Genomic DNA, 26,353 nt, shown 5'->3' on the forward strand with positions numbered 1-26,353 from the left:
TGTCATAGTAATTTGATATTTAGAGTCTTAACTTTAAGAAGCTAAATTGTATTATCATGGAACCAAAAAAGAATCCTAAAATAGCTGTTGGTAGAAATAGTGGGCTTTATTTTGCTTTGGGTTTAAATGTTATGTTGCTATTTACATATCTTACTTTAGAGCATAAAACCTATGAAACTACAAATACAACTATAGAAAACATTCAAATGGAAGATCTATTTGAAGAAGATATTCCTATTACCGATTTAAATACGCCACCACCACCACCACCTCCACCAGTACTTTCTGCTCCAGAAACTATTACAGTGGTAGAAGACGCTAAAGAAATTGAAGAAACCGTATTGGAAAGCACAGAAACGGATCAGGAAGAGAAAATTGAAGAACGAATTGTTGAAGTTGAAGAGGTTCTTGTTGAAGAAGTTGAAGAAGATATTTCTGTTCCATTTTCAGTAGTGGAGAAAGTGCCTATTTTCCCTGGATGTATTGGTACGACGAACCAAGAACTAAAAGACTGTTTTAGTAAAAAAATCAATGATCATATTATTAAAAACTTTCGCTATCCAGAAGCCGCTTTAGAGCTGGGCGTTTATGGAAGGGTTATTGTGCTTTTTGTAGTAGATAAAGATGGAAACGTAAGTCATATTAAATCTCGAGGGCCAGATAAAATGCTTGAAAAAGAAGCAGAACGTATCATCGGGTTACTTCCAAAAATGAAACCTGGGTTACAACGTGGGAATCCTGTAACGGTTCCTTATAGTATTCCTGTTAATTTTCAAATTCAGAATTAATAAAAAACTAGTATATTAAAGATAAGATGAAGCACTTTCATATATAATATGAAAGTGCTTTTTTGTGAAGCGTTTGAAAAAAGCCATGCATGTTTCCTAGAATGGGACTTTTTAATACAATTCAGAAGCAAGATATTACAGTTCAGGAAAACACTTTTCATATGCGGGTTTATTAGGAGGATATTTGCCTTAACATGAAACCTAAAAAAATGACATACTTTAAACTTTTTATTATTGGCCTTGCAATTTCTCTAACCGGAAGTTTATACGCACAAACTAATTACGAAAAAGGCATGGAGAAAGCATTCGCCTTATGGGAAATAAATGCCATTGAAGCATCTCAATTATTTGAACGCATTGCTTCTGCCGAACCAGAAAACTGGTTGCCTCCATATTATGCAGCCGAAACTCTAATATTGGATGGTTTCTCTAAGTTAGACAACAAAAATGTTTTGGAAAGCCAACTAAATCTGGCTCAAACTTTTTTAAACGATGCTACTGCTATTTCCAAAAATAATCCTGAAATAATGGTGATGCAAGCTTTGTTATATACTGTTTATGTAGCAAGTGACGGAATGACTTATGGCATGATGTACGGCGGGAAAGTGATAGCCTTATACAATCAAGCCGAAAAATTAGCACCAAACAACCCACGAGTCGTTTTAAATAAGGCTGGTTGGGAAATTGGAGGCGCTAGCTATTTTGGTCAGGATATTCAGCCATTTTGTAAAGATTTAGAAAGGGCTTTAGAACTTTTTGCTACCTTTAAACCTGAATCCCAGTTTGCTCCAAATTGGGGAAAAGAACGCGCTGAAGAATTATTGAAAGATTGTAAATAATAATATGAGTAAAAACACGAAAAATATCATAATCACATTTGGCATTGGTTGTCTAGTCTTTATAATTGGCAATGCCATTTTTAGAGGATTTGAGTTTGAAAGCTTTAGGGAATTACTAGTTCATTTTTCATTATATCAACTATATGCCTTTGTTTTGGGGTATTCAAACATGTATTTTTTCGATTATTTAGAAAAATTTCCATGGAAAGATAATGATAGTATAAAGCGAATTGTTGTTGGTATTTTTGGTTCTATTGTTCTTACTCTTATAGGGTTGTTTATTCTAAGAATGCTAACTGCCATGTTTTATGCAGATCAATCGTTTGATGCATTTATAGCAAACGAATCTTATAGAAATTACACCTTTGGATTATGGATTACATTAAGTATCGTCATTACATTTCATGCTGTTTATTTCTTTAAAAAGAATCAGGAGAAGAAGGTTAAGGAGTCTCAAATAGTTGCCCAAACACAAACAGCAAAATTCGATGCCTTAAAAAACCAGTTAGATCCTCATTTTTTGTTTAATAGTTTAAATGTCCTAACTAGTTTAATTGAAGAAAACCCAGATAAAGCTCAAGATTTTACAACTTCTTTATCTAAAATTTATCGGTATGTTCTAGAACAAAAAAATAAGGATTTGGTATCTGTGGACGAAGAATTGAAATTTGCTAAAACCTATATGTCCTTATTAAAAATGCGATTTGAAGATAGTATTATTTTTGATATTCCAGAACAGGCTTCAAATCCAGATAGTAAAGTAGTTCCGTTATCGCTTCAGCTATTATTAGAAAATGCTGTGAAACATAATATGGTAACAGAAAAAAAACCTTTACACATTAAAGTTTACGAAAAAGACGGCCTTTTAGTAGTAGAAAATAATTTACAGATTAAACAAATAGTTAAAAAGAGTAGTGGTGTAGGTTTAAATAATATTACCCAGCGCTACCAATTATTAACCAAACGAAAAGTCATCATCAATCAACAAGCAGAGAGTTTTGCAGTTGCAATACCCATGCTAACTAAACAAATTACCAATATGGAAACAAGAACATCACATAGTAGAGAAGATGCTTATTACAGAGCTAAAAAACAGGTAGAAGAAATTAAAGGGTTTTATGGTAATCTAATTTCTTATTCCCTTGTTATTCCACTTCTATTTTTTATTAATTACCAAACCTCATGGAATTTTCAATGGTTTTGGTTCCCGATGTTTGGTTGGGGAATGGGCTTAGTTTTTCATGGATTTGCTGTATTCGGATATGGTAAAACATGGGAAGATAGAAAGATTCAAGAAATCTTAGAAAAGGAAGACGAGTTTAATCAAAGTAAATGGAAATAAGAATGGAACGAGATAATTTAGAACTAGATCGATTAGAAAGAGCCAGAAAACGAGTAAAAAAAATTAAAGGGTTTTATTCACATCTATTGGTATATGTGGTTATAAATATCATGATTGTTATTATTAACATTCAAGATCTGCAACCTGGAGAGAGCTATTTTCAATATAAAAATTTCTTTACGCTGTTTTTCTGGGGAATAGGTTTAGCCATTCACGGATTAAGTGTGTTTTTACCAGATTTTATATCAGGAAGTAACTGGGAAGAACGAAAAATTAAGCAGTTAATGGATAGCGATAAGAAACATTGGGAATAAGCACTTAACTTTAATTGAATAAAACCAACCAACCTTTTAAAATATGAGAGTCATAATTATTGAAGATGAAAAACCTTCGGCAAGAAGATTACAGAGAATGCTTGATAAAATAGGAATTCAAGCAGAAACCATGTTACATTCTGTTGAGGAATCTGTTGCTTGGTTTCTAGAAAATGAACATCCAGATTTGATATTTTTAGATATCCAGTTAAGTGACGGGCTTTCATTTGAAATCTTCGATTTGGTACAAGTGAAATCGGCTATTATTTTCACAACGGCATACGATGAATATGCACTTAAAGCGTTTAAATTAAATAGTGTTGACTATTTGTTAAAGCCAATTGATACGGAAGAAATGGAACAGGCTGTTCAAAAATTTAAATTAAATCAGAAGGTAATTCAGCCTATAGCATTGAATTTCGACGATATAAAAAAACTTTTAGTAAATCCTATTGAAAGAGAACAAAAGGAATATAAAAAACGGTTCTCTGTAAAAGTAGGTCAGCATTTAAAATTGATATCCATAGAAGAGATTGAATGTATTTACAGTGAGAATAAAGGAACTTACCTTTATACTATTGATGGACGAAACTATTTAATAGATCAAACTTTAGAACAATTGGAAGAGGAGTTGCAACCGGAATTGTTTTTTAGGGTAAACAGAACCTTTTACGTGAACATCAATGCCATTAAAGACATGGTTAGTTATACGAATTCGCGTTTACAAATAAAATTACTTTCGTATAAGGAACAAGAAGTTATTGTAGCCAGAGAGCGTGTTAAAGAGTTTAAAAACTGGTTGGAATAAGCTAATCTTCAATCCTATTATCATCAAAAGATGAAGGTAATAGTTTTGGAATAAATTTAATAACTAAAGGCAATAACAAAGCGCCACCAGGAAGTAGGAAAATAGCTAGACTTGGTATGGATTTAAAAATATCCAATAATTGGCTTTGAACTTTTTTCTGTTCCTTTTCGTTTAAATCTCTAACAGTCGACTTTGATAAAAGAACCATTAATTCCTTACTTTCTGAAAGCTCCTTCTGCAGGCGTTTGCTATTTCTGGAAATTAATTTAGTGACCATTTTACTCGAGTTAGAATAAAAAGTTTTTACAATGTTTTGAGAGCTTAATAAAGCAATTTTATCTTTATTATTACTATAGAATTTCTCAATAAAATTGATGGAATTAGTAATGCGTTGTTCTTCTAAATTTAAATTTCCACCTAATTTTAGAAGTAGATTTTTTTCGTTGTCATCGATTTTTAAATCTCCCCAAGTTGCCATAGAGGCAATATCCATGATGTAATATTTCTCTAAATCCGTATTTATAAATTCTAAAGCCTCCTGAAAGTTTAGAGTTTTATGAGACTTATATCTTATAGATTGTTCAACTAATTTTATTAAACTGTTGTCGTATTCTGTTTTCTTTGCTTTGGAATTTAAAACCTTACTAACTATGGTTTCTATAGCAGATTCTAGGTGTTGTATGTGCTTTTCAGAAATTTCCTGAGTTTGTAAATACGCTTTATAGGCTAATATATCTGTAAAAAGTAAAGCGTTGGTAATAAAATAATTAAAACTTCTATCAATTAAGTTATCGTCAATCTGAATGCGCTTATGAACTATTTTTTCTAATAAGGCACTTGTTTTTTTTCCACCTAATACTTCAGAAAAAATAGAGGTAGAGTAGGCGTTTATTTCAGTGTAAAAATTGATAACACTTTCAACAAAATCATCGGTTGACGAACTGTTTTCTTGATAAATATAATTCAAGGCAAGTAAAAAATTTACTTTGCAAATTTCCTCTTCTGTCAATCCAGAATAAACAATGTAATTGTTAACTACTTGAACATTGCTTCCATAAATAAAACCACTTTCCCTTAAAGAATCATAAAACGTATTATAGTCTGTTTGATCCCAAAGAGCCGTGTTACTTAATTCTTTGAGTAATTTTTTTATCCAGCCACTTGCCGATGGATTCATGATTCGAATATTTCTTTGGTGTAAAGATAATTTATAAATCGAAAATCTAACAAAAGTTTAAGGCCTAAAAATTATAAAAGCGATTTCTGTTTCATGCCTTTTATTTAGAAGAATGATTTACGCAGTTTTTACCGTCAGTTTTCTTCTCCAATATATTATATACACGGTTCCTATAATAGAAGGTAAAGTCCAAGCTATTAAATTCCCTATGCCTAAACCGGCAACAATAAAGGCAGTAACAGAAGCAATGAAGGCTCCAACCATTTTACCAACATGATTAGTTAGCCACCCATTTTTAGTTTTTCTGAAGTTTTTGTAAAAAATAAAATCTTTTATGGTTAAAAGTAAACCTAAACTTCCAAAAAAGATAAAAAGAATATATACCATATTGCCTTTAAATAACCCATAAGTTCCAAATAGCACCATAAAGGTTGAAAGGACTAACATACTTCCTGATATTATGTTGTCTAGAGGTTTTGCTTGTTTTTTAGTTTTTGATTTGAAGGTCAAAATTTGATTTCCTGATATTACAAGATATATTGTAAAGAGTCCTATTAAAAAAAGAAATATGTTTTCGTGGTTTGGTAACCATGAAATAGGGATAGAAATTAGCGAACTTATAATCATTCCTATTGAAAATAATTTTCCCATTTTTTTATGAGGTCGACTCCCTTTTTTTACAAGGATACTTCCCATTCCTGTAATTAATCCAATTCCTCCAAAGAAAGCATGTATATAAATGAAAATTTTAATAGTCTCTTCCATAATTCTTTAGTTGTAATTAATAGTCCTAAATACGGGCTATAGCCTTGGTTTATGAAATTTGAATGTCTGAAATGTTGTATTTATATGATGAGTTGTGTAATTATTTCTTTTTTTTTAAAATAATTTTTAATTTTTAAAACACTGATTAATAGGTGTTTAGACTGTATAATGAATTTATTTTTTCATGTAAAGAGCAATAATCTAAAAAAATATAAAACCGCCCTTTCCTTTTTCTCGTAGGTATTGCTGAGAGACAAATATTAATTAACAAAAAACTCACTATTATGAAAAAAATGAAAGTATTATTAGGAATTGGCGCAGTAGCTGTAGCTGGTTTCTTTATGGTAGCAGCAGATCATATTGATGCTCCTGCAGTGCAAGGTGGTACAAGCGATATCACAGATTTTTATGCCTTTCAAGGGCAAGACACCAACAATGTTGTATTTGTTGCAAATGTTCAAGGCCTATTAAGTCCTTCAGCAACTGCAGATGCTTCCTTTGACGAAAATGTATTGATTGAAATTAACATTGACACTACGGGTGATAATGTAGAAGACTTAGTAATTCAAGCCATTCCTAGAGATGGTAAAATGTACTTTTTTGGACCAGTAAGCCCTGGGACTGCCGGACTTAACAGTTCTATTGAAACTTCAGGTGCACAATCTGTAGTAGATATAACACCTTATGGTTCTCAAGCCATTGTTAAAAATAGTAATGGTTTGAAAATTTTTGCTGGACCGCGTGATGATCCCTTTTTTATGGATTTCGCACAATTTGGTGAAATACTTGCTGGAAATGCAACAGGATTTAATAATCCAGGTTCAGATACCTTTGCCGGATCTAATGTAATGTCTATTGTAGTAGAGGTGCCAAAAAGTTTTATCGGTGGTTCTGGAACAGTAAATACTTGGGTAGAATCTAAAAGAAAACAATAATAATCTTTAAAAACACTATAATTATGAAAACTATATTAAATATAAAAAACATCGTTGCAGTCCTAATGATTTCTGGATTAGCCTTCAATTGTTCAAACGATGACGATATGAACACCGTAATTCCAACGCCTACAGAGCAAGATTTTACTGGTATTTATGCACAACAAGATCAGATGGGAAGACCAGCTGTAAACACCGTTTTTGTGTCTTCGTCAGCTAAAGATATGTTCAATGTAACACCACCTTCACAACAAGGAGCTGCTTTTCAAAGCATGTTTCAAGATAATTTAATGGGCTTAAGTCCTGCTTTTGCTAATCCTGGAGATATGAATGCCCTTGGATTGGATGCCGCAACCTTTACAGGTTTATTGGCTACAGATGTATTAAGCTTATCTCTTGATGGTGAAACGACCTTTTTTAATCCAAATTCGGGAGCCTTATTAACAGGACGCGCTTTAGCAGATGATGTGATTACTGTAGAATTGATTTTGATTTTTGGAGGGGAAGAAGGATTAACAAATCCTGAATATCCAACTTTATCTAACGATAACGTAGATGCAAACGACAAACCTTTTTCTGCCTCATTCCCTTATTTAGCTTCGGCTTGGTAATATTTTAATAACCATTAGAGGGTGGTTTACATCCTCTAATGGCTATTTATTAGACCTACAATCAAAAAAACAACAACAAAAAACAACAACATGAACACTTATAACAAATTCGCATCAATGGTTTTATTGCTTCTGTTTATAACAAGTTGTCAAACAAACCAAAATAACATTACAAGTGTGGATGATTATAATCCATATTTAGAAAAAAAAGAAAATAAGTCGTTGCAAAAGGCCACTGAGGATCTTAATTTTTGGGAGAAAAAGCTAGAAAAAGAACCGAGTCAGTATCCTTATATGGCTAAAATTGCTTCGGCTCAATCTCAAATATTTCATACTACTGGAGATATCGATTATTTAATTCTTGCAGAAGAAAACCTAATACAAGTAAATAAACTTACTAACTATAAGCAATCGGGATATTTGCGATCTTTAGCTAGAAATTATATTTCACAACACAAGTTTAAAGAATCTTTAGAGCTTTTAAAGACAGCAGAAACTAATGGAGATAATTTAAAAGGAACTCAAAAAATGTTTTTTGATGTGTATTTAGAATTAGGAAATTATGAATTGGCAAAAACTTATCTCTATAAAATTAAGGATGTATCAGATTTCGATTATTTAATTCGTTTATCAAAATGGAGCGATCACCAGGGAGATTTACAAGCTGCCATAAAATATATGGAACAGGCTTTAACTATTTCAGAAGCTTCTAAAGTGGATGGTTTTATGCAATGGACCTATACTAATATTGCCGATTTTTATGGACACAACGGAGAAATAGAGAAGTCTTACAAATATTATTTGAAAGCCTTAGCCTTAAACCCAGACGATGCATATGCTAAAAAAGGTATTGCTTGGATTGTATATTCTTACGAAAAACAACCAGATGAAGCGCTTCGTATATTAAACACCATTTCCCAAGAACACAATGCTCCAGATTATTATTTATTTAAAGCAGAGATAGCAGAATATCAAAATAATTTAGAAGCGAAAGACGAAAATTTAAGCCAATATTTTAATGCAGTGGCAAACACCAAATATGGTAATATGTACAATAAGTACAATGCTATTTTATATGCTGAAGACTTGCAAAAATGGGATGAAGCTTTGCAAATTGCAAATACTGAAATTGCCAATAGACCAACCCCACAATCTTACGATTTGTTAGCTTGGACCTATTACAACAAAGGGAATTATGTAAATGCCTTATTAATTGCTGAAGAACATATTGCGGATAAAACGTTTGAGCCGGAAGCCTTATATCATTTAGCTGAAATTTACAAAGCCAATGGAAAAATTGCTGAAGCTGAAGGTTTAAAAAAGGAATTACTGGAAAGTACTTTTGAATTAGGACCACTAATGGAAAGAGAGATTCAAAAAATATAATTAAAATTAATTGAAGTAGTCGTAACCAACAAAACAGCCATTTTTTATAAAAGAAATAACGAATTGAGGGATTTGATAGTGTTTTTTGTTGGTTTTTTGTGAAAACGCCAGGTTTATTTAAACTTGGCGTTTTTGTTTTGAATAAACTTGTTTATTTTTCAAATGAAACTCAAGTATATCATCTTTTTATTTGATGTTACAAATATTCTCAAACTAACTAAGTTAGAGGTTGAATTTCAACAGATATAACTCCCAATTAATTATTAAACATGATATTATTTATATCTCTTTAGTTATTTTGTTCAGTATGTTTTTTCTTTTTTTAATGCTCCGTATTCTGTGTGAGTTTTCCAAAGTCCGGTATTCTTTCCGTTTATTGTTTGTCCTTCTTTAAACAAATAACAAACTCCTAATTTATATGAGCATTTATAATATTTGACTTTTCTTTTCAAATCAAGATGCTTATCAGATTCAAAAAAATCAGTCAGATTTTTAGCGTTTGAGTCGATTTCGGTTGTAATTGATTCTGAAGTTTTATTTCCGTCGGTGTCAAATGCATTCCAAGATAAAACGATGCCATAATTATCTAATACTACTTCGCTGGCAATTTTTCCGTTTTTATAATATTGAGTTTGTATTCCTGTATGAATGGAATACATTTCAGAATTAAATTCGTAAGTGGTTATTGTACTTTTCCACCAAATTTGTCCGTTTCCATAATAAATTGTGTCAGGCTTTGATTCAATTTGTTTGAGATCTTTTACAATCTTTTTAAATCTAATAGTATGCTGAGCGTTTGATAAATTATATATCAGAAGCAAGAATAAGATTGATAGAAATTGTTTCATTCAAATGTTTTACAATGGTATTGTAAATGAAAGCAAGTACGCACTTTCCTTTGATTTAGCACTAAACTACGCATTTTTTATCTACAGTGTGGACAACAGTTTTTTATTTTTTCAGTCAAGTCTTTTATGTGGTATTCCGTATTTCCAATTCCTTGAAAATTGTCAATAATATAATTCAAGTCAGTTTGAGCTTTGCCGCATTCATCTTTTCCAAGATAGTTCAATGCTCTATGAACATAAGCAGACGACAAAATATCTTTGTCTTTTGTGTTTTTAATAACATAATTGGTGATTTCTATTCCTTTGTCAAATTTTTTACTGTAAAAGTAAGTCAGTCCTAAATTAATTGCAGCGATATGATATGTAGAATCAGAAATTTTGTAAGATTCTTGATAATATTTTATGGCATTTACATAGTCATAATCTAAATATCTGTTTAAACCTAAATTACTTAATGTAGTTGGATTGTTTGGTTCTAATTCCAATGCTTTTAAAAAAACTTCTTTGGCTAATTCATAGTCCCCACTTTTGCTTAATTCTATTCCTTTTTCGTTAAGGTCAGATGCATTTAGATTTTCATAATAATCTCCTTTTATTGTTTTGTCTTGTTCGTCATTGTAGTCTGACTTTTTATCGTTTTTACAACTGCTCAAAGAAATAATAAGTAGTAAAAACATTAGTAGTTTGTTCATTTCCATTAGGTTGGTTTAAATTGTGTACAACGTATTATATAAATACCAAGATACTCATTATCCATAATATTTTAATGGATAATGAGTATCTTAGAATTGTTATTGTTCTGTAAATAGTATTGAAATCCCTAAGATGTTTCTACAACTCCAAGCGTGTAAAGTTGCTCCAGATTAGGAGATACGCTTCCTCCAGCTGGTTCTAGGGTAATTCCAAATGCTTCAGAGGCATTAGCGTTTTTAATAGTAAAGAGTTTGTTTTCGTCTGTACTAAAACGGTCTATAGTTCCAAGACTGGTTGGTGTTAATGGGTTTAATGTTAAAGACCAAACCTGGTAAACCATGCCTTTTGGTGGTTCTGGTAAACCTTGTACATCTAAAACTACTGTATTGGTTTTTTTATCCCAATAGGCTTTGGCATAAGAGTCTGGAGATACAGCTTGTCCAGCAAGTGGGACAGCAATAATATCTTTATCTCTTAAAAAAGTGATTAATTGTTTAGATGTTGTTAAATCGTTATTGTATTTTTCTAAGGTTATTTCTAGTAAATCCTTATCAGTTTCAACGGTTTGTAATTGTTCTTGAAGCTCATTATTCTGATTTATAAACCAAAATAATCCCAATCCAATAACCAGAGATGCTGCCCAACCAACATAGCTAAACCAGTTTGTTTCTGGTTTGTGTAAAGGTCTAACAGGAGTTTCTTTATTTAAACCTAGTTTTTCTTTTACAGCTTTAAAGAGGTGTTTGGTGCTTGTTGGAGACACGGCTGCAGTTAATTTTACTATGACAGATTCTATGCTTATAACTTCGTTTAGTAATTCTGGATGTTTTAATAATAGCGCATAGATTTCCTGATTTTCTTTATCAGAAAGAGCGCCTGCAACATACAGTTCTAAAATTCCAGATTCTATGTATTCTTTAATATCCATACTAAACGTCGAGCATGAGTCTTAGCTCGTTTATACAATTTCTATTTCTTGTTTTAATAGTTCCAATTGGCATTTCTAATGATTCTGAAGCTTCTTTTTGCGTATAACCTTTAAAATATAAAAGCTCTATAACTTCAATACACTTTTTTGCCAGCTTGCCTACAAACTGTTTTATGCCAATGGCATCAGTCTTGTCGTCCAAACTATCATGGTCCTGTATAATATCTACGAAATAATCGGCGTTGAGGTTTTTACCAGAGTTTTTATAGCTTTTAGAACGGACTTTATCGATTGCCGCATTCCTAGAAATGTTTATCAACCAAGTAAAAAACCTTCCTTTTTTTGGAGAGTAACTTTCTGCACTGTTCCAAGCCTTAATAAAGACTTCCTGCATAACATCTTGTGCCATATCATGATCTCGTACAATATTGTATATAACACCAAGCATACTTTCACTATACATTTGGTATAAGGTCTCGAAAGCCCTTTCGTCTTTATTCTGAAATTTAGAAACAAGTTGCTCTATCTGCATATAGTCTTTTAATAGATTTCTAAATTACTAAATAAAATTTTAAGACTTATTAATTAGTTCTTTTTTATTTATTGGATTTTTTTAAAACCGACTTGATCCTTTTTTCGTAGGTAATAGTAAGAACTACATTGGAACTAAAATGACTTTAAAAAAGCCATTTTATATGGGGTTAGCGGTTAATTGTTAAAAATCTGTTAACCATTAAATACCCTTGATTATGTAGTCTTATTTTTACCAGTTAATCGATTACCAACTAAAAACTATTAATTATGAAGCAAATTACAACGCTATTATTCCTCTTTTTATTTTGTAAAATCAATGCTCAAGAAGTAAAAGGTATTGTTACAGATACTGATAACCAACAACCTCTTGAAAATGTTTACGTTTATAATACGAATTCAGCCTCTCATGCGCATACCATTGCAAATGGATCTTTCGTGATAGAAAATAATAGAATTGGAGATTCTTTAACTATTGGTTTACTTGGTTATGAAAAATTTCATATTGTATTAGCTGAAAGTGATTTTAACAGCGGACTTTCTGTTACTTTAAAAAGTAAGACCATATTATTAAACGAATTGGTTATTACGGAGCAAATAGACGCTTTAAATAGCATCTCGAAAGTAGATTTGGCAACCAATCCAGTTAATTCTTCACAAGAAATATTACGCACGGTTCCAGGATTAATTATTGGGCAACATGCAGGAGGAGGAAAGGCTGAACAAATTTTTCTTCGTGGTTTCGATATCGATCATGGTACAGATATCAATCTTTCTGTCGATGGAATTCCAGTAAACATGGTTTCACATGCTCACGGACAAGGTTATAGCGATTTACACTTTTTAATTCCTGAAACCATTAATAATATCAATTTTGGAAAAGGACCTTATTATGCTGATAAAGGCGATTTTAATACGGCTGGTTTTGTGGAATTTAAGACCAAAGATGATATTGATTATAGTGAAATAAGTTTCAGCTACGGACAATATAATTCCTTAAGAACGCTTGCTATGTTCGATTTATTAGGAAGCACACCTAACCAAAATGCCTATGTTGCTTTGGAATATATTCAGTTTGATGGCCCGTATGATTCTCCTCAAAATTTTAATCGAATTAATCTTTTTGGAAAATATTCTACCTATTTAAAAGGGAATGATAAATTATCTGTAACCCTTTCCTATTTTAAAAGTCGCTGGGATGCCTCAGGACAGATTCCACAAAGAGCTATTGATAGTGGTTTGATAGACCGTTGGGGTTCTATTGATGATACTGAAGGAGGGAATACGTCTAGAACAAATTTGAACGTGGAGTACACGTCGCTTTTAAGTGATGATTTGCAATTTAAATCGAATGTGTTTTATTCTCAATATGATTTTGAACTGTATTCTAATTTTACGTTCTTTCTTGAAGACCCGATCAATGGAGACCAGATTAAACAGAAGGAAGTCCGAGATATTTTTGGATTCAATACTGAATTTATTAAAGACTCTAAATTAGGTTCTGTAGATGCTACTTATACTGGTGGATTTGGTTTGAGATACGATTTTGTGGACGATGTAGAATTATCGCATACCGTAAATAGAAATGAAACCTTAAGCTATATGGCTTTAGGAGATGTAAATGAAACAAACCTGTATGCCTATATCAATGCCGAATTCGATTTTGGAAAATTTATTGTAGCTCCAGCACTGCGTTTGGACTATTTTAATTTTTTATACAATGATGCTTTGCAAATGGATTATGAAACACTTGCTGAAACAAAAACCATTGTGAGTCCAAAATTGAATTTCTTTTTCAATCAGAATCAGAATTTACAATGGTTCTTAAAAACTGGAATAGGTTTTCACTCTAACGATGCTAGAGTAATAGTACAACAACAAGGTGAAGATATTTTGCCTAGAGCTTACGGCGCAGATCTTGGTGCTATTTGGAAACCTTTTCCAAAACTGGTTTTTAATTCGGCTTTATGGTATTTGTTCCTAGAGCAAGAGTTTGTTTATGTGGGTGATGCAGGAATTGTTGAACCTAGTGGAAAGTCTCGACGTTATGGTTTGGATTTAGGACTTAGATATCAACTTACAGATTGGTTGTATTTTAATACCGATGCTACTCTTACACATGCAAGAAGTGTGGATGAGCCTTCAGGGGAAGATTACATTCCTTTAGCACCAGATTTTACGCTTACAGGAGGATTATCTGTAAATAATTTTAAAGGATTTTCTGGAGGAATTGATTTTCGTTATATAGACGATAGACCAGCTAACGAGGATAACTCATTAATTGCCGAAGGTTATTTTATTGCAGATTTAAGTATGAATTACGAGTTTGCCAATAACCTGGTGCTAGGTATTGCTATTGAAAATTTGTTTGATACGGAATGGAATGAAACCCAATTTGCAACGGAATCTAGATTGCAAAACGAATTAAATCCTGTAGAAGAAATTCATTTTACCCCTGGAACTCCTTTCTTTTTAAAAGCGAATGTTAGTTATAGATTTTAAGCTAATTATAAAGCACAAAAAAAGCCCTTGTCAACATTAACAAGGGCTTTTTTATTATAATACTTTATAAACTTATTCTAAGGTTAGAACACCACCACAACTTACACGTCCACCAGCGTCTCCTGTTGGTTGCGTTTTGAAATCGTCAGTACCTTGATGTACAATAACAGCTTTTCCAACAATGTTTTTGTTTGGGTCGTCACAATCTATACACCATTCATCCGTACTAAAAGAAATGGTTCCATTTCCATCAGCATCAGCTTCAAAGTTTCCAATGTCTCCTTTGTGGTAACCTTTAGCATCTCCCCATTTTCCATGTGGCTGATTGGTTGGATTCCAATGGCCTCCAGTAGATTTTCCGTCAGGAGAAGAACAATCTGCTTTCTCATGTAAATGTATGGCATGAGTTCCTGGGGTTAGACCGTCAAATACAGCAACCAAAGTAACAGTTCCATCGGCTTCGGTGAAAATAGCATTACCATTTACATTGCTATCACTTTTTGGTTCAAGCTTAATTTTTATTTTTTTTGCTTTTTCCTTGACAGGTTCAATAGCTACTTCTTCAGTAACAATTACCTCAGTTTCAGTGTTTTCTTTTTTGTCGTTTTTACATCCTACCGCGAAAGTTAAAGTCAGCAGTAGTGTAAATAATATGGATTTTTTCATTTTAAATTTTTGTTTAATGTTTACTCAAAGTTACATAATAATTAGATATTTTTAAAGTTTTGCACCGGCTAATATGATAAAAGTCATGTTTTAAAATCAGGGTTACACATACTTTTGTATCTGAATTGATAGGGTATGAAAAATTCTTTGATAAATAAATATAACGTTGCAGGGCCTCGATACACGAGCTATCCAACTGTTCCTTATTGGGATAATCATACCTTTTCGTCTAAAAAATGGAAGGAAACATTAATTCAATCTTTCAATGAAAGTAATGCTACTGAAGGTTTAAGTCTTTATTTACACTTACCATTTTGCGAAAGTTTATGCACCTTTTGTGGTTGTAACAAACGTATTACTAAAAGGCATGAAGTAGAGTCGCCATATATTACGGCAGTTCTTAAAGAATGGGATTTGTATTGCAATTTATTTGATACCAAACCAAATATTAAGGAAATCCATTTAGGTGGTGGAACGCCTACATTTTTTTCTACGGCTAATTTAAAACGATTGATTGATGGGCTGTTAAAAAGAGCCACTTTAGCCGAAGGTTATGAATTTAGTTTTGAAGGACACCCAAATAATACAACTAAAGCCCATTTGCAAACGCTTTACGATTTAGGGTTTAGACGCGTTAGTTTTGGTGTTCAAGATTATAATGAAGTTGTACAAGTAGCCATCCATAGAATTCAACCTTTTGAAAACGTAAAACGTGTTACAGAAGAAGCTAGGGAAGTAGGATATACCTCCATTAGTCACGATATTATTTTCGGATTACCATTCCAAACCCTTGAACATGTTCAAGAAACCATTAAAATAACTAAGGAACTTATGCCAGACCGTTTGGCATTTTATAGTTATGCTCATGTGCCTTGGATTAAAGGAAATGGACAACGTGGTTTTAAGGACGAAGATTTACCAAGCGCAGAAACTAAAAGAAAACAATACGAGTTAGGCAAAGAATTATTGGGTGAAGCAGGATTTGTGGAAATTGGCATGGATCATTTTGCATTGAAATCGGATTCTTTGTTCAAATCCATTGAAGAGCAAAAATTACATAGAAATTTTATGGGCTATACAGCTTCTAAAACACAAGTAATGATTGGTTTGGGAGTGTCTTCTATTAGCGATAGCTGGTATGGCTTTGCACAAAATGTAAAAGGACTAGAAGAGTATTATCATTTAGTAAGTGAAAGTATTATTCCTATCTACAGAGGTCATATCTTAAACGATATAGACTTAATTATCAGAAAACATATTTTAAACCTGATGTGTCTGTTTCAAACGTCGTGGGACACGGAAGATCTATATTTTGAAGAGCTTCCCGAAGTTTTAGAAAAGCTTATCGAAATGGAAGCTGATGGCTTGTTAAAAATGAATAACACGAGCATTCAAGTAACCGAAAAAGGAAAACCATTTGTGAGAAACATTTGTATGGCATTCGATTTATTATTACAAGAAAAAATGCCAGAAACTCAATTGTTCTCAATGACAATATAATAACACAACCTAACAATATGAAAAAAATAATTGTACCAGTCGATTTCTCAGAGCATTCAGAATATGCCTTAGAAGCAGCTTCCATATTAGCAAGAAAAAATGACGCAGAAATTATAGCATTACATATGTTAGAAATTTCAGATGCTGTTATTAATAAAGCTGATGATATGAAACAAATGGAATCTCTTTTCTTTTTAAAACTAGCAGAAAAGAAATTTGATGAGTTTTTAAATAAAGCCTATTTAAAAGGGATTAAAGTCACTCCAGTAGTGAAGCATTTTAAAGTGTTTAGTGAAGTAAATGAAGTAGCAAAGGAAGTCCATGCCGATTTAATTGTTATGGGGTCTCAAGGAGCAAGTGGTATTAAAGAAGTATTGATAGGGTCTAATACAGAAAAAGTGGTTAGGTATTCTGAAATTCCGGTGTTAATAATAAAACACAATCCTATATTAATGGATTTTGAACATATGGTTTTTGCTTGCGATTTTTCAGAAGATGCTATTGAACAGTACCTAAAAGCTAAAGAAATGGGAGACAAACTTGGTTCTAAAATGCACTTAGTATATGTTAATTTACCAGGTTCCAAGTTTAAGAGCTCCGTAGAAATAGAAAAGAAAGTGGCATCATTTTTAAGAAAAGCAGATGGTGGAATCGAAAAAATGAATGAAATTAATTATGTGAATGATTATACCATTGAAAAAGGAATTTTAAATTTTTCGAATGTTATTGGAGCCGATTTAATTGCCGTCGCTACCCATGGCAGAAAAGGAATTGCGCATTTCTTTGAAGGCAGTATTTCAGAAGATATTGCTAATCATTCTACGTTACCTGTAATGACCTTTAAAATATAAAAGATTGTAAAAAATTATTTAAAAATTTAAAAGAGTTAAACAAAAGTTTAGCTCTTTTTTTTTGTTGTAAATCAGTTGTTTAAAAATGGTAAAATGCTATTTTATTGTAAAAGTTAAGAAAAACTTAAATAAAAAGACTTTTTTGTCCTAAATATGATGAATGTCATATTTTGTTTTACAGATAGCTCTTAAATTTGTGGTATTAAATCAAATATATATCATGAAATTAACACTAAAGATTATTACCGTTTTATTTATTTCACTACTTGTAAGTTGTGGAGGAAAAGAAGAGAAAAAAGAAGAAGGCTTCTCTTATGATAAAAAAGCGCCTACTGAAAAAGCAACTAGTAACACATCTACAGAAGCTACCAAGGTTGTCCCTCCTTCTGAAAGAGTAGATCTAGCTAATAAAGGTGTTGGCCCAGTTAAGTCCCTTGTTTTAGCACCAGAAATAGACCAAGCAATGGCCGCTGAAGGAGAAGAGATTTTCAAAAAAAACTGTACAGCTTGCCATAGACCGGACAAAAAGTTTATCGGTCCAGCTCCAAAAGGAGTTCTAGAAATTAGATCGCCAGAATGGGTAATGAACATGATTTTAAATCCAGAAGTAATGGTTAAAGAAGATCCTTTAGCTAAAGAATTATTAATGGAATTCAACGGTGCTCCAATGGCAAATCAAAATTTAACTGAAGCCCAAGCAAGAGCTGTATTAGAATACTTCAGAACACTTTAAAAATAAAATATGAAAACAGCTAAAAAATTATTTTTTCTTTTTGCATGTGTGAGTTTATTTTATGCTTGTAAGAATGAGAATCAAGAAGCTTCTTCAGAAAATTCAGTAGCAGATACTGAAGTGAAAGAACCAGCAGATAATAAAGGTCAGGCCTTTATTACAGACGATCAAGGAACGCCTAATTGTTTGCAAATAGCCATATCATCTCCAGATCATAAAACACTTGTAGCAGCTGTACAAGCAGCTCAGGTAGAAAATGCCTTGGTAAATGTAGGACCGCTTACCGTTTTTGCACCTACAGATGCCGCTTTTGCCGCCTTACCAGCAGGAACAGTGGAAAATTTGTTGAAACCTGAAAATAAGGATGTTTTAGCTAATATTTTGAAATACCATGTAACACCAGGGAATTTAAACACTTCTATTTTAACAAAACTTCCAAAGTTAGGACAGGCAAATAACCAATATGTGGATATCGAAATTGTGGATGGAAAACCTATGATTGGAGGCGCAAATATCTTAATCAGTATTCGTGCGGGAAATGGTATTGTCCATGTTATAGATAAGGTGTTATTGCCACCACCACCTACAGGAGAATCAGAATAGTATAACACTAATTTAATTACTAAAATAATGAAGAATATAATAAAATCAGTAGTTGCAATGGTAACGGTATTTATAGCCTTTACAAGTTGTAACAACGCAAGTAAATCAAATTCTAAATCCGGTGCTTTAGCAAGTAATATAGCTGAGAAAGTGTATGTTGCTCCCGGAGAGTACGATGAATTTTACGCTTTTCTTTCTGGAGGATACAGTGGTAACCTAACTGTTTACGGTTTACCATCTGGTAGAATGTTTAAAGAAATCCCTGTATTTTCACAGTTTCCAACATCTGGATATGGTTATTCTGAAGAGACGAAACCTATGTTAAATACCTCTCATGGCTTCATTCCTTGGGGAGATTCTCACCATCCAGATATTTCACAAACCAATGGTGAGATTGATGGTCGTTTTATCTTTATAAATGAAAATAACACGCCAAGAATTGCAAAAATAGATCTTAAAACATTTGAAACAACTGAAATTATCGAAGTACCTAACAGTGCTGGTAATCACAGTTCTTCATTTGTAACTGAAAACACAGAGTATGTTGTTGCGGGAACCCGTTTTTCAGTGCCAATTCCGCAACGAGATATGCCAATTAAAGATTACAAAGGTAATTTTAAAGGTGCCTTATCTTTTATTAGTGTAGCTCCTGAAACTGGAGACATGGCTATCAAATTTCAAGTGCTTATGCCAGGGTTTAACTACGATTTATCACATCCTGGACGTGGAAAATCTCATGGTTGGTTCTTCTTTACTACATATAATACTGAAGAAGCTAATACCTTATTAGAGGTAAATGCCTCTCAAAACGATAAAGATTTTATTGCAGCAATAAACTGGAAAAAAATTGAAGAATATGTTAATAACGGTGGTGGAACAATGATGCCAACAGATTACGCTCATAATGTATACGATGAGCATACACATACAGCAACTTCTACTATGATCAAAGAAGTACGTGTGGTTAATCCATCTGAAGTTCCCGGAGCAGTATTTTTCTTGCCTACTCCAAAATCGCCACACGGTTGTGATGTAGACCCATCTGGAGAATATATTGTTGGTAATGGAAAATTATCTGCAAACTTAACAGTGCATTCTTTTACTAAAATGTTAGCTGCTATTGAAGGCAAAAAATTTGCTGGAGAGGCTTACGGTATTCCAATTCTAAACTTTGAAGATGTTTTGGCAGGTGTTGTTAACCAACCAGGATTAGGACCATTACATACGGAGTTTGATGATAAAGGAAACGCATATACTACGTTCTTTATTTCTTCTGAAGTAGTGAAATGGAAATTAGGAACATGGGAAGTAATAGATAGAAAACCTACTTACTATTCTGTAGGTCACTTAACCATTCCTGGAGGAAACTCTAGAAAACCACAAGGTAAATATATGTTTGCCATGAATAAAATAACCAAAGATCGTTATTTGCCAACAGGTCCAGAAATGGAGCACTCTGCTCAATTATATGATATATCTGGAGAAAAAATGGAATTACTTTTAGACTTTCCAACACATGGTGAACCTCATTATGCTGCTGCAATGCGAGCAGACATTATTAAAGAAAACTCTCAAAAAATATACAATTTAGCGGATAACAAGCATCCATATGCTGCTAAATCTGATGGAGATACAAAAGTGGTAAGAGATGGAAGTAATGTGCATATTTATATGACAACTATTAGAAGTCACTTCTCACCAGATAACATAGAAGGTATAAAATTAGGAGATAAAGTATATTTCCACGTTACAAACTTAGAACAAGATTTTGATGTACCTCATGGATTTGCCGTGTTAGGTCAAAATACATCTGAGTTATTAATAATGCCAGGACAGACTAAAACGTCTGTTTGGGAACCAACAAAAGTAGGTGTATGGCCATTCTATTGTACAGATTTCTGCTCTGCATTACATCAAGAAATGCAAGGTTACATTAGAGTATCTCCAGCAAATTCTGATACACCAATAAAATGGTCCATGGGAGAAGATATTGAATAAAATGATTTAGGAAAATTTTGTTTTAGTGTTTATTTTCCTATAACAAGGCGAGAGTTGAATTATCGCTCTCGCCTTTCTTTTTTAAACACAAATATTCTTGCGAAAGTAGGAATCTCAAATAGCAGGTTAATTCATCAAATGAGTGCTGAAACTACAATAGGAATGTTGTAAGAATGAATACCTGAAGTAAAACCTAAGTATTAATTAAAAAAGACTCCTGTTTTTACAGGAAGTAATATTATGAAGAAAGCTGGTATTATAATGATAATAGGATCGCTTTTGTTATTAGGACTTTTTAAATTTCCTTTATGGAACATCATGCTTGGTGCTCCTCAATATCCAGATCCTTTAGGAATGAATATACATCTTAATGGTATACAAGGTGTCGAGGAATTCGATATTCAAAACATCGATGGTTTGAATCATTATATTGGAATGAAAACGATACCTAAAGCTGAAGATATGTGGGAGTTTACGGTTTTTCCTATAGTTATTTTAGGGATGAGTCTGTTAGGAGTACTTATTGGTATTCTTGGATTTGTTGGTAAAATAAGCTACAAATTCTTTTTAGGATGGTTTATACTTATGTCTGTTTTAGGCATATTAGGTATGTACGATTTTAATAATTGGTTAACATCCTATGGAAGCGACTTAGATCCACATGCTATTATTAAGGTGACTAATCCAGATGGATCTCCTATGTCTTATAAACCACCTTTATTCGGTTATCAAAAATTACTAAATTTTGATGTCACTTCCTTACCTCATATTGGAGGATATCTCATGTTTTTAGGAATGGCATTAACACTTGTCGCCTTTTGGTTAGGTAGAAGGTTTAGCTTGAAAACTGCTAAGCTAACAACATCTTAAATAAACACTAAAATTATGCTAAGATTAAAACAATTTTCCATAGTAGTTTGGCTATTGATATTAACCAGCTGTAATGTTGGGCCAGAACCAATTGTTTATGGTAGTGATGGCTGTCAATTTTGTCAAATGACTATTGTAGATAAAGTTCACGCAACTGAGATTGTCACAAATAAAGGTAAAGTTTATAAATTTGATGCGTCAGAATGTATGATCAACTTTATGAAGGATTTCGATACTTCCGAAGTAAAACTATATCTAACAAATATCTATACAGAACCAGAAACACTTATCGACGCTACTAAAGCTACTTTCTTAATAAGTAAAAAAATCCCAAGTCCAATGGGAGCTTTTTTAACGGCTTTCAAAACAAAGGAAGATGCCTTAAAAGTTCAAGCTGAAAAAGAAGGAACCTTATATGGCTGGAATGAATTATTGATTCATTTAAATTAATATTAGCATGAAAATTAAGATTGTTACTTTTTTTGCTATGATAATAGTTGGGTTTCTGCAGGCGCAAACTGTTGAGGTTTGTAAAGACTGCACTTACAAGACTTTTAGTGATGGCGTAAAAGCGGCCAAAGATTTCGATACCCTAATTATAAAAAAAGGCACTTATAAAGAATACAATATTTTAGTCGATAAACCCTTAACGATTATAGGAGAAAATTATCCAGTTATAGATGGCGAACTGAAAGGTGAAATAATCACCATTGTGTCAGATAGTGTTACTGTTGATGGGCTATTTATTATTAATGTTGGTACAAGTTATACAGAAGATTATGCCGCCATTCGTGTTAAAAGAAGTATGTATTTTGTAATTCAGAATGTCGTATTAGAAAAGCTTTTCTTCGGAATTTACATTGAAAAATCTCAGTACGGAAAAATATTTCATAATAAAATTATTGGCGATGCGGTAGAAGAATATAATTCAGGAAATGGCATTCAATTATGGTATAGTAAAAATGTGGAAATAGAACACAATTTTGTCCAGCATGTTCGAGATGGTATTTATTTGGAATTTTCAGATGATTGCCTAATAAAAAACAATGTAAGTACTTTAAATATCCGCTACGGATTGCATTTTATGTTTTCTAACGACGATGTTTATCAGGATAATACCTTTGAAAACAATGGAGCTGGAGTTGCAGTTATGTTTTCAAAACGCATAAAAATGTACAACAACATCTTCAAGGAAAATTGGGGAACAGCATCTTACGGCTTACTTCTAAAAGAAATTAACGATGCCGAAATTACTGGAAATAGTTTTGAAGACAATACCATTGGCATTAATATAGAAGGCTCTAACCGGATAAACTATAAACACAATGATTTTATAAATAATGGTTGGGCTATTAAGGTAAAAGGAGCTTGCTATACCAATTCGTTTACTGAGAATAATTTTTTATATAACTCTTTCGATATTGCTTACAATAGTAATGTTAACGACAATGTTTTCGATAAAAATTATTGGAGTAATTATACCGGTTACGATTTAAATAAAAATGGCATTGGAGATATTCCATATAGACCCGTAAAACTGTTTTCTTATATTGTAAACAGAACACCAGAAACCATCATTCTATTGCGTAGTTTGTTTATAGATATCATTGATTTTTCTGAAAAAGTATCTCCTGTTTTCACCCCAGACAATTTATTAGATAATAACCCTAAAATGAAAAGAATAGAATGGTAAGCATTCAAAATTTACATAAAAAATTCGGCAAAAACCAGGTGTTAGCTGGTTTAGATCTTGAAATTAAAGAAGGTGGTATTTTTGCAGTTCTAGGACCCAACGGTTCTGGAAAAACAACCCTTATAAAATGCTTATTAGGAATGGTTATTCCTAATAAAGGAAACATTACGGTATTGGGTAATAATGTAAAAAGTGGTTCAGAATATAGATATAAAATTGATTATTTACCACAAATAGCCAACTTTCCAAGCAATCTAAAAGTTAAGGAATTAATTAAAATGATTAAAGACTTGCGTGGAAATACGACTAAAGACCAAGAGTTAATTGACCTCTTTAAACTAGAACCTTTTTTAGACAAAAAATTAGGAAACCTATCTGGAGGAACAAAACAAAAAGTAAACCTGGTATTAACATTTATGTTCGATAGTCCTTTGGTAATTTTAGATGAACCAACTTCTGGATTAGACCCAATTTCGTTATTGCGTTTAAAAAAATTAATCCAAACTGAAAAAGCAAACGGGAAAACCATTTTGATAACCTCTCATATTATGAGTTTTGTTGAAGAAATTTCCGACGAAATTGTATTTCTTTTAGAAGGTAAAATCTACTTTAAAGGAACTATTAATGAGCTTAAAACAAAGACCAATCAACCAGATTTCGAACATGCTATCGCATCTATATTAACAGACAACCATGCTTAAAATATTAAAATATAGTTTTTACGATTTAATGCGAAGCCGTTGGAGTTACGTGTATTTTGCATTCTACTTATTACTTGGAATTGTGTTGTTATTTTTAAATAATGATCTCTCTAAGGCAGTAATTACCTTAATGAATGTTATCATTGTTTTGGTACCATTAATTGGAACCATATTTGGCGTCATGTATTATTATAATTCCAAAGAGTTTACAGAACTTTTATTAGCACAACCATTAAAACGATCTTCCATCTTTCTAGGTCAGTATTTAGGTGTTGCTATTTCGCTATCCATGAGTTTGATTTTAGGCTTAGGACTTCCGTTTATATTTTACGGCTTATTTATGTCGTCTGCCATTTGGGATTTCTCTCTCCTTTTAATAACTGGAACTTTTCTAACTTTTATTTTCACAGCATTGGCTTTTAATATTGCTTTATCAAACGAAAATAAAATTAAAGGTTTTGGTTATGCCATTTTGTTGTGGTTGTTTTTGGCTATTATTTACGATGGTATCTTTCTAATGTCTTTAATCATGTTCGAAGATTATCCTTTAGATAAATTATCGCTTATTGGAACCATGTTAAATCCAATAGATCTTTCGAGAACCCTTATTTTATTAAAACTCGATATCTCTGCATTATTAGGATATACAGGAGCTGTTTTTAAACAATTTTTCGGCACTAACTTTGGTTTAGTTGTTTCTATTGGCATGCTAGCAGTCTGGGTTATTTTACCCGTTTTTCGTATTGTTTTTAAAGCTAAAAAGAAAGATTTTTAGTTAGCTTTTTGTACCTTTGGTATATAGACAAACAGCTACTTATATTTCTTAGACAAACTGATAAAATAAGAGTTGTTTATCGATTTTTGTTAAACCACTAAAAAACCTTTAAAATGAAAAAAATTATTGTCCCAATAGATTTTTCAGAACATTCTGAATTTGCATTAGAAGCCGCTGTAAAATTAGCAAAGCCTAATAATGCAGAGATTTTAGCTTTACATATGTTAGAAATGTCTGATGCTGTACTTAATTCTACAGATTCAGAACAACAGCAAAAAGCTGTTTTCTTTTTAAAACTTGCTGAAAAAAGATTCAATGAATTTTTAGACAAGCCTTATTTAAAGGATGCTAATATTACACCAATTGTTAAGCATTTTAAAGTGTTTAGTGAAGTTAATGATGTAGCTAATGAACAAGGAGCAGATTTAATAATCATGGGGTCTCATGGTACCAGTGGTCTTTCAGAGATTTTTGTTGGTTCGAATACTGAAAAGGTTGTTAGAAATGCAGATGTTCCTGTTTTAGTTTTAAAACATAAACTGGATAAAAACGACTTAAAGAATGTAGTTTTTGCTAGCGATTTTTCAATAGAATCTTTAGCTGTTTATAAAAAAGCTTCAAAATTATTTAATACTTTGAATGCTAAATTACATTTGTTACATGTTAATTTACCTTCAGATAGATTTAGAAGTACAAATGAAATAGATGAAACTGTTAGCGACTTTTTAATGAAAGCCGATGGTAATTTAGACAATTTGAAACATATTAATTTTGTGTCTGATTATACGGTTGAAAGAGGGGTGTTAAATTTTGCAAACAAATTAGGAGCAGATTTAATTGCTGTGTCAACTCATGGTAGAACTGGTATTTCTCATTTCTTTGAAGGAAGTATTTCCGAAGATATTGCAAATCATGCCATCTTACCAGTTATGACATTTAAAATGTAAAAAACGAGTATAAAATATATAAAGAGCTACATATTAGATGTAGCTCTTTTTTTTCGAAATTAAACCAAATATTCTGACTTTAATCATGTTTTCAAAGGAGAATCTTACTTAAATTTGCATATGATTTCTGCAATAACACATAAAATAACAGCCTTTGTTCTTGTGTTTATATTATTCGCACATAATATAAATACGCTTGTTATTGTTGGAGATTTTTTGGTAAATCAGGATTTCATAGCTAAAACCCTTTGTATTCAAAAAGAAGATCAAAAGGGTTGTAATGGTAAATGTCAGTTATCCAAACAGCTTTCAGAAAACACTCAAAATTCTAATGGTGAAATACCTTTACAAGTAAGTAAAAGAATAAATTTAGATGTGTTTTGTGTTTCAGACATTTATAACTTAGAAAAGCAAAGTACACAATACAAATTACCACAAATTTTACTTTCTCATAAATCGCCTAAAATTGTTAAAACCTTTTTAGATATCGATACACCTCCACCAATTTTTAGTTAATCTTTCTTATTTAATAAACTCTAAGAGTTTAAG

The 26,353-nt window shown here is 32.1% G+C and carries 28 protein-coding genes; 21 read left to right on the plus strand and 7 right to left on the minus strand.

What is annotated here, in order from left to right:
• Positions 1–56 precede the first annotated feature (56 nt).
• From IEV77_RS16030 to IEV77_RS16050, 5 genes are all read left to right on the plus strand, one after another.
• Complete coding sequence (locus IEV77_RS16030; protein ID WP_188466667.1) at positions 57–788, plus strand: energy transducer TonB; 732 nt, start codon at positions 57–59, stop codon at positions 786–788.
• Positions 789–997: 209 nt separating this feature from the next.
• Positions 998–1,627, plus strand: coding sequence for a hypothetical protein (locus tag IEV77_RS16035; RefSeq protein WP_188466669.1), 630 nt, complete (start codon positions 998–1,000; stop codon positions 1,625–1,627).
• Positions 1,628–1,631: 4 nt separating this feature from the next.
• Complete coding sequence (locus tag IEV77_RS16040; RefSeq protein ID WP_188466671.1) at positions 1,632–2,969, plus strand: histidine kinase; 1,338 nt, start codon at positions 1,632–1,634, stop codon at positions 2,967–2,969.
• Positions 2,960–3,283, plus strand: coding sequence for a 2TM domain-containing protein (locus tag IEV77_RS16045; RefSeq protein WP_229736699.1), 324 nt, complete (start codon positions 2,960–2,962; stop codon positions 3,281–3,283). The genes IEV77_RS16040 and IEV77_RS16045 overlap by 10 nt, the downstream gene beginning before the upstream one ends.
• Positions 3,284–3,326: 43 nt before the next feature.
• Positions 3,327–4,091, plus strand: a complete 765-nt coding sequence (locus tag IEV77_RS16050) for a LytR/AlgR family response regulator transcription factor (protein WP_188466673.1) — start codon at positions 3,327–3,329, stop codon at positions 4,089–4,091.
• Position 4,092: 1 nt separating this feature from the next.
• Here the strand turns inward: IEV77_RS16050 and IEV77_RS16055 are convergent, their stop codons facing one another.
• Both IEV77_RS16055 and IEV77_RS16060 read right to left on the minus strand, forming a co-directional pair.
• Positions 4,093–5,268: an LETM1-related biofilm-associated protein gene (locus IEV77_RS16055; protein WP_188466675.1), complete on the minus strand. Its 1,176-nt coding sequence runs from the start codon at positions 5,266–5,268 to the stop codon at positions 4,093–4,095.
• 117 nt (positions 5,269–5,385) lie between these two features.
• On the minus strand, positions 5,386–6,033 hold the full coding sequence (locus IEV77_RS16060; RefSeq protein WP_188466677.1) for a hypothetical protein: 648 nt from the start codon (positions 6,031–6,033) through the stop codon (positions 5,386–5,388).
• 284 nt (positions 6,034–6,317) lie between these two features.
• On the opposite strand from IEV77_RS16060, the gene IEV77_RS17575 reads away from it, so the two are divergent.
• The 3 genes from IEV77_RS17575 (at position 6,318) to IEV77_RS16075 (ending at position 8,965) form a co-directional block, all read left to right on the plus strand.
• Positions 6,318–6,968, plus strand: a complete 651-nt coding sequence (locus IEV77_RS17575; protein WP_188466679.1) for a DUF4331 family protein — start codon at positions 6,318–6,320, stop codon at positions 6,966–6,968.
• Positions 6,969–6,991: 23 nt separating this feature from the next.
• Positions 6,992–7,579 (plus strand): DUF4331 family protein, encoded by a 588-nt coding sequence (locus IEV77_RS17580; protein ID WP_188466681.1) that lies wholly within the window; start codon positions 6,992–6,994, stop codon positions 7,577–7,579.
• A 90-nt stretch (positions 7,580–7,669) separates the two neighbouring features.
• Positions 7,670–8,965: a tetratricopeptide repeat protein gene (locus tag IEV77_RS16075; protein ID WP_229736700.1), complete on the plus strand. Its 1,296-nt coding sequence runs from the start codon at positions 7,670–7,672 to the stop codon at positions 8,963–8,965.
• 302 nt (positions 8,966–9,267) lie between these two features.
• Here IEV77_RS16075 and IEV77_RS16080 read toward each other — a convergent pair whose 3' ends face one another.
• The 4 genes from IEV77_RS16080 to IEV77_RS16095 all read right to left on the minus strand — a co-directional run bounded on the left by IEV77_RS16080 (position 9,268) and on the right by IEV77_RS16095 (position 11,966).
• The gene (locus tag IEV77_RS16080; protein WP_188466683.1) at positions 9,268–9,813 is read right to left on the minus strand and encodes a hypothetical protein; all 546 of its coding nucleotides are present in this window, start codon (positions 9,811–9,813) and stop codon (positions 9,268–9,270) included.
• Positions 9,814–9,890: 77 nt separating this feature from the next.
• The gene (locus IEV77_RS16085) at positions 9,891–10,505 is read right to left on the minus strand and encodes a tetratricopeptide repeat protein (RefSeq protein WP_188466685.1); all 615 of its coding nucleotides are present in this window, start codon (positions 10,503–10,505) and stop codon (positions 9,891–9,893) included.
• Positions 10,506–10,633: 128 nt separating this feature from the next.
• Positions 10,634–11,434, minus strand: coding sequence for an anti-sigma factor (locus IEV77_RS16090; protein ID WP_188466687.1), 801 nt, complete (start codon positions 11,432–11,434; stop codon positions 10,634–10,636).
• A 1-nt stretch (position 11,435) separates the two neighbouring features.
• Complete coding sequence (locus IEV77_RS16095) at positions 11,436–11,966, minus strand: RNA polymerase sigma factor (protein ID WP_188466689.1); 531 nt, start codon at positions 11,964–11,966, stop codon at positions 11,436–11,438.
• 269 nt (positions 11,967–12,235) lie between these two features.
• Here IEV77_RS16095 and IEV77_RS16100 point away from each other — a divergent pair, with 269 nt between their 5' ends.
• Positions 12,236–14,467 (plus strand): TonB-dependent receptor, encoded by a 2,232-nt coding sequence (locus tag IEV77_RS16100; protein WP_188466691.1) that lies wholly within the window; start codon positions 12,236–12,238, stop codon positions 14,465–14,467.
• A 72-nt stretch (positions 14,468–14,539) separates the two neighbouring features.
• Here IEV77_RS16100 and IEV77_RS16105 read toward each other — a convergent pair whose 3' ends face one another.
• A complete protein-coding gene (locus tag IEV77_RS16105; RefSeq protein ID WP_188466693.1) occupies positions 14,540–15,133 on the minus strand; it encodes a superoxide dismutase family protein in 594 nt (197 codons plus the stop codon).
• 135 nt (positions 15,134–15,268) lie between these two features.
• Here IEV77_RS16105 and hemN point away from each other — a divergent pair, with 135 nt between their 5' ends.
• The 12 genes from hemN to IEV77_RS16165 all read left to right on the plus strand — a co-directional run bounded on the left by hemN (position 15,269) and on the right by IEV77_RS16165 (position 26,320).
• Positions 15,269–16,633: an oxygen-independent coproporphyrinogen III oxidase gene (gene hemN, locus IEV77_RS16110; protein ID WP_188466695.1), complete on the plus strand. Its 1,365-nt coding sequence runs from the start codon at positions 15,269–15,271 to the stop codon at positions 16,631–16,633.
• 17 nt (positions 16,634–16,650) lie between these two features.
• The gene (locus IEV77_RS16115; protein WP_188466697.1) at positions 16,651–17,484 is read left to right on the plus strand and encodes a universal stress protein; all 834 of its coding nucleotides are present in this window, start codon (positions 16,651–16,653) and stop codon (positions 17,482–17,484) included.
• A gap of 220 nt (positions 17,485–17,704) precedes the next feature.
• Positions 17,705–18,217 (plus strand): c-type cytochrome, encoded by a 513-nt coding sequence (locus tag IEV77_RS16120; protein WP_188466699.1) that lies wholly within the window; start codon positions 17,705–17,707, stop codon positions 18,215–18,217.
• A 9-nt stretch (positions 18,218–18,226) separates the two neighbouring features.
• Complete coding sequence (locus IEV77_RS16125; RefSeq protein WP_188466701.1) at positions 18,227–18,820, plus strand: fasciclin domain-containing protein; 594 nt, start codon at positions 18,227–18,229, stop codon at positions 18,818–18,820.
• Positions 18,821–18,847: 27 nt separating this feature from the next.
• Positions 18,848–20,818, plus strand: coding sequence for a Sec-dependent nitrous-oxide reductase (gene nosZ / locus IEV77_RS16130; RefSeq protein ID WP_188466703.1), 1,971 nt, complete (start codon positions 18,848–18,850; stop codon positions 20,816–20,818).
• Between the two features lie 240 nt (positions 20,819–21,058).
• The gene (locus IEV77_RS16135) at positions 21,059–21,688 is read left to right on the plus strand and encodes a hypothetical protein (protein ID WP_188466705.1); all 630 of its coding nucleotides are present in this window, start codon (positions 21,059–21,061) and stop codon (positions 21,686–21,688) included.
• 15 nt (positions 21,689–21,703) lie between these two features.
• Positions 21,704–22,138, plus strand: a complete 435-nt coding sequence (locus IEV77_RS16140; RefSeq protein ID WP_188466706.1) for a nitrous oxide reductase accessory protein NosL — start codon at positions 21,704–21,706, stop codon at positions 22,136–22,138.
• 7 nt (positions 22,139–22,145) lie between these two features.
• The gene (locus IEV77_RS16145) at positions 22,146–23,381 is read left to right on the plus strand and encodes a nitrous oxide reductase family maturation protein NosD (protein WP_188466708.1); all 1,236 of its coding nucleotides are present in this window, start codon (positions 22,146–22,148) and stop codon (positions 23,379–23,381) included.
• Complete coding sequence (locus IEV77_RS16150) at positions 23,375–24,082, plus strand: ABC transporter ATP-binding protein (RefSeq protein ID WP_188466710.1); 708 nt, start codon at positions 23,375–23,377, stop codon at positions 24,080–24,082. Before IEV77_RS16145 ends, IEV77_RS16150 begins: the two co-directional genes overlap by 7 nt.
• The gene (locus IEV77_RS16155) at positions 24,075–24,857 is read left to right on the plus strand and encodes an ABC transporter permease (RefSeq protein ID WP_188466712.1); all 783 of its coding nucleotides are present in this window, start codon (positions 24,075–24,077) and stop codon (positions 24,855–24,857) included. Before IEV77_RS16150 ends, IEV77_RS16155 begins: the two co-directional genes overlap by 8 nt.
• 113 nt (positions 24,858–24,970) lie before the next feature.
• Positions 24,971–25,804 carry a universal stress protein gene (locus IEV77_RS16160; protein WP_188466714.1) on the plus strand — a complete coding sequence of 278 codons (834 nt, stop codon included), beginning with the start codon at positions 24,971–24,973 and terminating at the stop codon, positions 25,802–25,804.
• Between the two features lie 120 nt (positions 25,805–25,924).
• Entirely contained in the window at positions 25,925–26,320 is a 396-nt protein-coding gene (locus IEV77_RS16165) for a hypothetical protein (RefSeq protein ID WP_188466716.1), read from the plus strand.
• Positions 26,321–26,353: the final 33 nt, after the last annotated feature.

Source organism: Xanthomarina arctica (assembly GCF_014638915.1).
Classification (GTDB): Bacteria; Bacteroidota; Bacteroidia; order Flavobacteriales; family Flavobacteriaceae; genus Xanthomarina; species Xanthomarina arctica.